Source organism: Senegalia sp. (in: firmicutes), assembly GCF_052088025.1.
Taxonomy (GTDB): Bacteria; Bacillota; Clostridia; order Tissierellales; family SIT17; genus Anaeromonas.
The window spans coordinates 26315-36357 of sequence record NZ_JBQCYD010000023.1 but is presented as its reverse complement, the minus strand read 5'-3'; the positions used below and the strand labels follow the sequence as shown (position 1 = coordinate 36357).

Annotated in this window: 10 protein-coding genes; all 10 read left to right on the top strand. The window is 29.2% G+C overall.

The genetic code is table 11. From position 1 onward, the window contains the following. Positions 1-125: 125 nt before the first annotated feature. The 10 genes from dapF to ACTHUW_RS07860 all read left to right on the top strand — a co-directional run bounded on the left by dapF (position 126) and on the right by ACTHUW_RS07860 (position 10036). The gene (gene dapF / locus ACTHUW_RS07905) at positions 126-965 is read left to right on the top strand and encodes a diaminopimelate epimerase (protein WP_442212921.1); all 840 of its coding nucleotides are present in this window, start codon (positions 126-128) and stop codon (positions 963-965) included. A 52-nt stretch (positions 966-1017) separates the two neighbouring features. Next, entirely contained in the window at positions 1018-2286 is a 1269-nt protein-coding gene (locus ACTHUW_RS07900) for a dicarboxylate/amino acid:cation symporter (RefSeq protein ID WP_442198824.1), read from the top strand. 87 nt (positions 2287-2373) lie between these two features. Then, positions 2374-3744: a 23S rRNA (uracil(1939)-C(5))-methyltransferase RlmD gene (gene rlmD / locus ACTHUW_RS07895; protein ID WP_442212919.1), complete on the top strand. Its 1371-nt coding sequence runs from the start codon at positions 2374-2376 to the stop codon at positions 3742-3744. A 336-nt stretch (positions 3745-4080) separates the two neighbouring features. After that, on the top strand, positions 4081-4383 hold the full coding sequence (locus tag ACTHUW_RS07890; RefSeq protein WP_442212916.1) for a hypothetical protein: 303 nt from the start codon (positions 4081-4083) through the stop codon (positions 4381-4383). A 22-nt stretch (positions 4384-4405) separates the two neighbouring features. Continuing rightward, the gene (locus ACTHUW_RS07885; protein WP_442212914.1) at positions 4406-5074 is read left to right on the top strand and encodes a hypothetical protein; all 669 of its coding nucleotides are present in this window, start codon (positions 4406-4408) and stop codon (positions 5072-5074) included. A gap of 369 nt (positions 5075-5443) precedes the next feature. Continuing rightward, complete coding sequence (locus ACTHUW_RS07880) at positions 5444-6445, top strand: DUF6017 domain-containing protein (RefSeq protein ID WP_442197162.1); 1002 nt, start codon at positions 5444-5446, stop codon at positions 6443-6445. Positions 6446-6474: 29 nt separating this feature from the next. Further along, positions 6475-6957, top strand: a complete 483-nt coding sequence (locus ACTHUW_RS07875) for a PcfB family protein (RefSeq protein ID WP_442197163.1) — start codon at positions 6475-6477, stop codon at positions 6955-6957. After that, positions 6954-8828, top strand: a complete 1875-nt coding sequence (locus ACTHUW_RS07870; protein WP_442212912.1) for a VirD4-like conjugal transfer protein, CD1115 family — start codon at positions 6954-6956, stop codon at positions 8826-8828. The genes ACTHUW_RS07875 and ACTHUW_RS07870 overlap by 4 nt, the downstream gene beginning before the upstream one ends. Before the next feature lie 117 nt (positions 8829-8945). Further along, positions 8946-9161, top strand: a complete 216-nt coding sequence (locus tag ACTHUW_RS07865; RefSeq protein ID WP_442197165.1) for a Maff2 family mobile element protein — start codon at positions 8946-8948, stop codon at positions 9159-9161. A 5-nt stretch (positions 9162-9166) separates the two neighbouring features. After that, positions 9167-10036 carry a VirB6/TrbL-like conjugal transfer protein, CD1112 family gene (locus ACTHUW_RS07860; RefSeq protein ID WP_442197166.1) on the top strand — a complete coding sequence of 290 codons (870 nt, stop codon included), beginning with the start codon at positions 9167-9169 and terminating at the stop codon, positions 10034-10036. Positions 10037-10043: the final 7 nt, after the last annotated feature.

Sequence of the window (10043 nt, the reverse complement as noted above, 5' to 3'; positions counted from 1 at the left end):
TTATGCAAAAAAATAGTGTTAGTTTTTATTCACCAACACTATATATTATAGAACCCATTTAATCATAATGATTAGGAGGTATATTTTTTTAAAGCAATTAAATATAATTTTAAGGAGGGAATATGATGAAGTTCACAAAAATGCATGGCGCCGGGAATGATTTTATAATAATTAATAATATGATTCAAAAAATCCCAGAAGAAAAATTTTCAACAATTGCCAAATCTTTATGCTCAAGAAGGTTATCAATTGGAGCAGATGGAATTATGTTTCTAGATAGTACAAAAAGTGAAGCTGCATATAAAATGCATTTTTTTAATTCTGATGGAAGTAAGGGAGAAATGTGTGGAAATGGTGCAAGATGTATTTGTAGATATGGATTTGAAAAAGGACTAAGTGGAAAAAAACAGATAGTTGAAACTATATCTGGACTAATTGAAGGAACTAGAATTGATGAAAGAAGATACAAGGTTAAATTGAACAAACCGACTGTTTTTGAAATTGATTTTCCTCTAGAATATGATGGGACTAAACATAACTGCTCTTATGTTGAACTTGGAAATCCAGGTCTACCGCATTTGATAGTTGAATTTTCAAAGTTACATACATTAGATGAAAAGAAATTATATGATATTGCTAAAGGATTAAGAAAACATAAAATGCTCAGTAAGGGAGCAAATGTTAACCTTTATTTCATTGATGATAAGCAAGAGATACATGCAAAAACTTTTGAAAGAGGAGTTGAAGATTTCACATTAGCATGTGGAACTGGTGCTGGCTCTATAGGCTTTACCTTGATAAAAAAAGGAATCATCAAAGGTGATGAAGTTAGAATAAACATGCCAGGTGGAATTCTTGATATTAATATCAAAGAAAATAATGAAAAGTATGAAGAAATTTTTCTTACTGGTCCAACAAATATTGTATGTGAAGGAATTGTTTTAGATGAAGATTTGAGTTATTAGTATAAATATATTGGTTAAGAAAAACAATTTAAATGTTATGGAGGATTAAAAAATGGAAAATACAAATAAAAGTTCTTTATGGAAAGCATATCGGTTTCCACTAATTTTATTAGCTGGTATTATTATAGGTTCTATTATTGGTTTAGTTTTTGGTGAAAAGGCAATGGTTCTTTCACCCTTAGGTGATTTATTCATTAATATGATGTTTACTGCTATAGTTCCTTTGGTATTTTTAAGTATCAGTAGTGCTGTAGGAAGTATGATGAATATGAAAAGATTAGGAAAGATATTAGGTAGTATGTTTTTTACTTTTATTATAACAGGAGCTATTGCAGCTGTAATTATAATAATGGTTGTTAAAGCATTTCCACCTGCAGAGGGTGTAAATATTGTTATGGAAGTTGCTGAATTAGAAAAGATAAGTATAGGAGATGCTATAGTTAATGCATTAACTGTAAGTGACTTTTCATTGCTTTTATCTAAATCTAACATGTTACCACTAATATTATTTTCAATATTATTTGGATTTTGTGTAAGTGTAGTAGGTGGAGAAGACAATAAAATAGCTAAAGCACTTGATATGCTAAATAAGGTAATGATGAAAATGATTAGTGTAATTATGCTTTATGCACCAATTGGACTTGGAGCATATTTTGCAGCATTAATTGCTGAATATGGTCCACAATTATTAGGAGCATATCTTAGATCAATGGCAATATACTATCCGCTGTGTATAATATATTTCTTTGTAGCATTTGCTGCATATTCTTACTGGGCAGGCGGCAAAGATGGAACTAAAATTTTCTTTAAGAATATTTTAACCCCAGCAGTTACATCTCTTGCAACAGGAAGCTCAATTGCAACCTTACCAGTAAATTTAATTGCAACAGAAAAAATGAAAGTACCAAAAGATATAAGAGAGATAGTACTACCTATTGGAGCTACCATGCATATGGACGGTACTGCACTATCATCAATACTTAAGATATCATTTTTATTTGGAATATTTGGCCAGGATTTTTCAGGTATAGGAACATATATTACAGCCGTTTTAATTGCAATATTAGGTGGGGTTGTAATGTCCGGGGTTCCAGGTGGTGGATTAATTGGAGAAATGTTAATAGTGACAATTTATGGATTTCCACCTGAAGCTTTTCCTATCGTTGCAACAATCGGTTTTCTTGTAGATCCACCTGCAACAATGATAAATGCATCAGGGGATGCTGTTGCATCTATGATGGTTACAAAAATGGTTGAAGGTAAGGATTGGCTTAGTAAAAAGGTTGGTAATACAAATTCTAAAGAAATTTCTAACAGATAAGGTCTGCATATGCAGACCTTATTTTCTTTTAATTTTCAAGTTTAAAGTATATAATAGGTATTAATAAGTATTTATAGGAGGGTAAAATTGAAATCTAAAGTAAAAGAAAATAATATATATGAATCAGAAATAATAGATTTAAATCATAGAGGTCAAGGAGTAGCAAAAATTGATAATTTTGCAGTGTTTGTAAATGATGCTATTCCAGGAGATGTAGGTGATATAAAAATAACTACAGCAAAAAAGAATTATGCAGTAGGCGAATTTGTAGAAATTAAAAACCCTTCGGACTGGAGAATAGATGCTCCATGTCATGTAGTAGATGATTGTGGAGGTTGTCAAATTCAAAAGATAGATTATCATGCTCAATTAGATATAAAAAGAAAAAAGGTAATAGATGATATCAAAAGAATAGCAAAACTAGATGGAATCAAGATACATGAAACAATAGGAATGGATCAACCATTTAGATATAGAAATAAAGCACAATTTCCAATACAAGCAAGGAATAATTCTGTGAAGATAGGTTTCTATAAAAGGGGAACACATGAAATAGTTGATACAAATAAATGTATAATTCAACATCCAATCACTGACAAGGTAATAAAAGTTATTAGAGAATATATAAATAAATATAAAGTAGAGCCTTATGATGAAAAAAATGGCACAGGTATAATAAGACATATATTAACAAAGACATCATTTAAAACTGGTGATTTAATGATAGTAATAATAACAAATGGCAAAAGATTACCTCACAAAGAAGAACTAATAAATTCTATATTAGAAAATATAGAAGGAGTTAAAAGCATAATACAAAATATCAATACTAGAAAGTCCAATGTAATATTAGGTCAGGAAATAATTACATTATGGGGAGAAGATAAAATAGTTGATTATATAGAGGATATAAAATTTAATATTTCACCATTATCATTTTTTCAAGTAAATCCAATTCAAACAGAAAAACTATACAATAAAGCTCTTGAATATGCAGATTTAAAGGAAGATGAAACAGTATTTGACTTATATTGTGGAATAGGAAGTATATCTCTATTTTTAGCAAGAACAGCCAAAAAGGTATATGGAATAGAAGTAGTAAAAACTGCAATAGAAGATGCTAGATTAAATGCTAAAATAAACAACATAAATAATACAGAGTTTTTTGCAGGAAAAGCAGAAGAAGTATTCCCAAAACTTTATAAAGAAGGAATAAGAGCGGATGTAATAGTAGTGGACCCTCCAAGAAAAGGCTGTGATGAAAGGGTATTGGATACAATAGTAGATATGAATCCAAAAAGAATCGTATATGTCTCATGTAACCCATCAACGCTCGCAAGAGATTTGAAGTATTTAGATGAGCGTGGATATAAAACAAAGGAAATACAACCAGTAGATATGTTTGCCCATTCTGTGCATGTGGAGTGCATTGCGTTGATACAAAAGCAAACTATATAGAAATCCTGAGATTCAAGCACTTTTACGACCATTTCGTGTTCACAAAAGATGAGCATGATTTCAAGAAAAAAGAGCTGAAAAAGTATTTCAATGTTTCAGTGGTTGTTAACCTAGAGTGTGGAGATACAAGGAGATAAAATAACAAATAACTTAAATGATTACACTGTTCGTGTATCATTGTCTAGAATAAGGGTTTTTCTATTATGGAAAAATCAAGTCTTTGAATATATTCTTATCGAGGACTTGCAAGATATTACTAAGGCTAATAAATAATGATATAATTATATTTATATAATAAAAATAAATAATATTTAAATTAAAAGGAGGCTTTCAAAAATGGAGTTTTTATTTAATAGCAGGGGAAAACATATAGCAAACTTTGTAAATGGACAATTACATGCCCCGACTGGTAAAAATATTGGGCATTTTCTACCAAACGAAGAAATATTTATTGATATGTCAGGTCGTTATTTAGGTGAAATTGTTCATAAAAACCGTTTAATGTATAATTTAAGTTCACCTTACAAATCAATCAATTATGGTAATTATGGTAATTATGGCAATATAGGCAATTATGGTAATCCGGGTAATTATGGATCAATTGGTACTATTGGTGGTTATCGTAACGTGGAACTTTGATTACCTCATACGTTTATATTAAATGAATAATTTTAAATATTATGGAGGGATTCAAATAGAAAAATTAAAACCGACTGAAAAAGAAAAAGTAGTATTATCTTTATTTTACAATAGATTCTATGATTTATATGAAGAAATAGTAAATGAAGATTTTATGAATCAAGAAGCTAGAATAAGGTTTTATAAATTAAGAGAAGCATTTTCAATATATAAAGAATTGCTGAGTTATGAACCTATTAAAGAATATATAAGTTTTATGAAGAAAGGTGGTCGACCTTATTTTGAAGGGTTAATTGCTGATGATTTATTTAGTTTTATAAGAAATTTGTCATCTCATTTTCCTATTTTCGATAAATGGGATGATATGTATATAAATAAAAATTTAGCTACATGGGATAGAGTAGGTCAAATTGATAAGTTCTTAAATAAAAGTATTAAGGCGAAAATAGATGGTAAAGGAACAATTAAATATAGACTATGGGAAGAAAAAAAGAAAAAAATGACATATTTATCTATTAACCTTCCAGAAGAATATAGTGATAAAAAAATATACTTGAAAGATATAATATCTGAAGAGATGGGGGCGAAGTTTTGTATGGCATTAATGAGATCTATATTAGATGTTCAAGTAGAAAATGCAGAAAAACCTGACATAAAAATAATGTCTCAAGTATATTTTCCAAAACAATAAATAGAATTCACAGTATATAGATTATAGGAGTCATTAAATAATTTATGTAATCAAGGTTGTCACAAGTGTAATTATGGCAAACTTAAGAAAGAAGATTGATCCATTGGTATTACTAGAATGGAATGCGTCTCATAATTTATATTTTTTTATAGTTATTTAGATTGTTCTTAATTTATTGTAAAAGATAGTTAAGTAAAACTGAAAAATACTAAATCTTCAACTAATATATTATAATATATTAGTTGAAGATTTTTCATATTATACGTAATAAAAGAAAATGATTATAATTTTATATCTAAATAAAAAAGACCAGATGAAAATAAAAAATTCATCTGTTTTTTTATGCTCAAAATCAAGGAGGTGATTCAGTTGAGCAATATATATAGTTCAGGAAATGAAGTTGTAGATCAAGTAGGTCAAATGTATTTTAGTGGTAATATAATACCAACAACTTGGTATAAGACAATAGTAAGGGACAATAAGAAACCTTATTTAAATGCCATCATAATACTATCGGATGTAGTATATTGGTACAGGCCAACTGAATTAAGAGATGAACAATCAGGTCAATTGATAGGATTTAAAAAGAAGTTTAGAGATGATTTACTTCAAAGAAGTTATCAGCAAATAGCAGATCAATTTGGAATGAGTAAGAGAGAAGCAACTAATGCAGTAGTATTTTTAGAGAAACTTGGAGTTATAGAAAGAGAATTTCGTACCATAAAAATAGGAAGTACAGTTTTAAACAATGTCCTATATTTAAGGTTAAATGCAGAAGTGCTTTCTACTATCACTTTTGAAAGAGATACCCTGTCACTTCACAAAGAGGGAGACCCTACTTTAAAAAGAGAGACCCTCTCACTTAATGAAGACAGGCCTGTCACTTTGAAAGGAGAGACAAATACAAAGAATACAACAAATAATTCTTCAAAGACTTCTTCAGTAGATTACTATCATATCAATCAAAAAAGAGAGGATGGGATAGATAGCAAACCTAATAGTCCAATAGAAAAGGAAAAGGAATATAGAGATATAATAAAGAAAAATATAGAATATGAACATTACAGACTATATAGAAATGTACTAATAAGTGACATTGATAATTTATTAGATCTGATGGTAGATGTATGTATTCAAGAAAAGGGAACAGTTAATATCAATGGATATCCTAAATCAGTTGAAATTGTTAGAAGTCAGTTTCTAAAGATAAATTCAAGCCATATAGAATATATAATCGATTCTCTACATGACAATCCAAGTGATATAAAAAACATTAAAAACTATCTGCTTACCACAATATATAATGCTGTATTTACAAAAGAACAATTTTATAGAAGTAAAGCAAACTATAATCTCTATGGAAGGGACTGAGATACAAATAAAAGCTGAGGAGGGATATTGTGCAAGAAGAAGTAACAGAAAAATCAATAGCATTAACGACTAAGTCTACTAAGATGTCTATGTCAGTATTAAAAATTATGTTAGATAGTTATCTTAAAGAAAGAGAAAAACAAAAATTAAAGGGATCAAAGCCCCTTAAAAAGAATAAGACAACATTAAAGAAACTATCAGAAAAATATGATGGATTAAAGAGCATAGAAATAAACGAAAATAACATAAAAGGATTTGAGAGAATTGCTAAGAAATATAAGGTAGAATATGCTTTGAAAAAAGATGAAGGAACAGATCCACCAACATATGCTGTATTTTTTAAAGGAAAGGATACAGATATATTAGATCAAGCATTTAAAGAGTTTTTAGGTAAAGAAATGAATATAGAAAAAAGACCAAGTCTAAGACAAGCACTTAAGAAATTAGCCCAGATGGCTAAAAAGATTAATACTGATAAAACAAGAAACAAGCATCAGGAGAAAAGCTTATGATTATATTATTAAATGATTTAAAAGATTTTCTAGATAATATAGATAGAAAGAAATTAATACCATATATTGCAATTGCTTATTTAGGAAATAAGCTCATATATCTCTATGGAAGAATACCAGGAGATAATTTTTTTATAAAAATTTTTAAGATGCTTCAATATTTAAACCACTTATTTGAAAATCCACTTCCAAGTTTTAATGGGATAGATTTAATAGATGGTTTTTCAATTTCCATAATAATTTATGGAATAGTATATTCTAAAGGCAAAAATGCAAAGAAGTATAGGAAAGGTGTTGAATATGGCTCAGCAAGATGGGGAACAAGAAAGGATATAAAACCCTATATAGATAAGAACTTTGAGGACAATGTGGTATTAACTCAGTCAGAAAGCTTGATGATGAATAGTAGACCTAAAAATCCTAAACATTCTAGAAATAAAAATATACTAGTAGTTGGTGGTTCAGGATCTGGTAAGACTAGGTTTTTTGTAAAACCTAATTTAATGCAGATGCATTCATCTTATGTAGTTACAGATCCAAAGGGAACAATACTTGGAGAATGTGGAAAGCTTCTTTCCAAAGGGATACCAAAAAGAAAATATACTAAGGATGGTAAATTAATTAAAGATAGAAAGGGGAATCCAAAGTATGTAAAGGATAAGGAAGGAAAAATAGTTCATGAGTCTTATAATATAAAAGTTTTAAATACAATAAACTTTTCAAAATCAATGCATTATAATCCTTTTGAATATATTAGAGGTGAAAAAGATATTTTAAAACTAGTAAATACTATAATAGCCAATACAAAAGTAGATGGAGAAAAAGCTAGTGAAGACTTTTGGGTTAAGGCAGAAAAGCTCTTATATACAGCCTATATCGGACTCATATATTATGAAGCACCAAAGGAAGAGCAAAACTTTTCTACTCTTTTAGAGATGATAAATTTAAGTGAAACTAGAGAAGAAGATGAAACATATAAAAATCCTATAGATTTGAAATTTGAAGCCTTAGAAGAGTTAAAACCAGAACACTTTGCAGTAAGGCAATATAAAAAATATAAATTAGCAGCTGGAAAGACTGCAAAGTCAATCCTAATATCATGTGGAGCAAGATTAGCACCTTTTGATATAAAAGAACTAAGGGATTTAACTGAATATGATGAAATGGAATTAGATACTTTGGGAGATAGAAAGACTGCTCTATTTATTATAATTTCAGATACAGATGATACATTTAACTTTATAGTGGCCATTATGTATACTCAGCTGTTCAACTTATTATGCGATAAAGCTGATGATGTATATGGTGGTAGGCTTCCTGTCCATGTAAGATTTTTATTAGATGAATTTGCAAATATAGGGCAGATACCAAAGTTTGAAAAATTAATAGCAACTATAAGATCAAGAGAAATATCAGCAAGTATTGTATTACAAGCCCAATCTCAATTGAAGGCTATCTATAGAGACAATTTAGATACTATTATAGGCAACTGTGATACTACTTTATTTCTAGGTGGAAAGGAAAAGACAACTTTAAAAGAGATTTCAGAAGTATTAGGTAAGGAAACAATAGATCTATATAATCAATCAGAAAATAGAGGAAGAGATAAATCCTACGGAACAAATTATCAAAAAACTGGTAAAGAATTAATGAGTCAGGATGAACTAGCAGTAATGGATGGAAGGAAATGCATACTTCAATTAAGAGGAGTTAGACCTTTTCTTTCTGATAAATACGATATAACAAAACATAAAAACTATAAATATCTTTCAGATTATAACAAGAAAAATAGTTATAATATTGAAAAACTATTAAATACAAAACTAAGATTAAAGAAAAATGAAGAATTAGAAATACATGAATGTAAGTAAATATAAAATTAAATATAGATGATTACAAGCAGAGAAGAAAGCTATAGCTCGAGATATAGTCTTTTTTCCCTGCTTTTTATATAGATAAAATACAATAAAAAATAGGAGGAAATAATTATGTCATTTTTCAGTAGTGCAATTACAACTTTAAGTACATTGGTAACAGCTCTAGGAGCAGGACTTGGTGCATGGGGAGTTATAAATCTTTTAGAAGGTTATGGTAATGACAATCCAGGTGCAAAATCACAAGGTATCAAACAATTAATGGCTGGTGGAGGGGTAGTATTAATCGGCCTAAATCTAATTCCGCTATTAGCAGGAGTCTTTAATTAATATAGATGGAAGGTTTATTTGATAAACTTACTGATTGGATAAAAGAACTATTAATCGGGATGATAGAAGGAAATTTGACTAATATGTTCTCAGATGTAAATGAAAAGGTAGGAACTATAGCCACTGAAGTTGGTAGAACACCCCAAAGTTGGAATAGTGATGTGTTTTCAATGATAAAAAATTTATCAGAAACCGTCATTATCCCTATTGCGGGATTAGTTATTACTTTTGTTTTATGCTATGAGCTAATATCAATGTTGATAGATAGAAACAATCTTCATGATATAGATACATGGATGTTTTTCAAATGGGTATTTAAGGCTTTTGTGGCAATTACAATAGTTACAAATACCTTTGATATAGTAATGGCTACCTTTGATGTAGGTCAGCATATGGTGTCAAATGCAGCAGGAGTAATTAGTTCTGATACAAATATCGATATCACTTCTAGTATTGTAAGTATGGTAGAAGGACTAGAGGAATTAGGAATAGCGGAACTAATTGCTATTAGTCTGGAAACTACAATAGTAAGATTTTGCATGGATGCACTGTCTATTGTAATTACAGTAATATTATATGGAAGAATGATCGAAATCTATTTGGTAAGTAGTATGGCTGCAATTCCCCTAGCTACCATGGCCAATAAAGAGTGGGGGCAGGTTGGTAACAATTATTTTAGAGGCTTATTTGCACTTGCAATACAAGGTTTCTTTATCATGGTCTGTGTTGGAATATACTCAGTTTTAGTAAAAACAATAGTTGTTACTGATAATATTCATGCAAGCATAGCTATGATTTTAACATATACAGTACTACTATGTTTTAGCTTGTTTAAAACAGGTTCAATTTCAAAGTCTATTTTAAATGCACATTAAAATAAAA

Excerpts from the sequence above, each read along its gene's own strand:
- dapF (WP_442212921.1), top strand. The coding sequence starts at position 126 with ATGAAGTTCACAAAAATGCATGGCGCCGGGAATGATTTTATAATAATT.
- ACTHUW_RS07900 (WP_442198824.1), top strand. The coding sequence starts at position 1,018 with ATGGAAAATACAAATAAAAGTTCTTTATGGAAAGCATATCGGTTTCCA.
- ACTHUW_RS07890 (WP_442212916.1), top strand. The coding sequence starts at position 4,081 with ATGGAGTTTTTATTTAATAGCAGGGGAAAACATATAGCAAACTTTGTA.
- ACTHUW_RS07885 (WP_442212914.1), top strand. The coding sequence starts at position 4,406 with ATGAATAATTTTAAATATTATGGAGGGATTCAAATAGAAAAATTAAAA.
- ACTHUW_RS07870 (WP_442212912.1), top strand. The coding sequence starts at position 6,954 with ATGATTATATTATTAAATGATTTAAAAGATTTTCTAGATAATATAGAT.
- ACTHUW_RS07865 (WP_442197165.1), top strand. The coding sequence starts at position 8,946 with ATGTCATTTTTCAGTAGTGCAATTACAACTTTAAGTACATTGGTAACA.
- ACTHUW_RS07860 (WP_442197166.1), top strand. The coding sequence starts at position 9,167 with ATGGAAGGTTTATTTGATAAACTTACTGATTGGATAAAAGAACTATTA.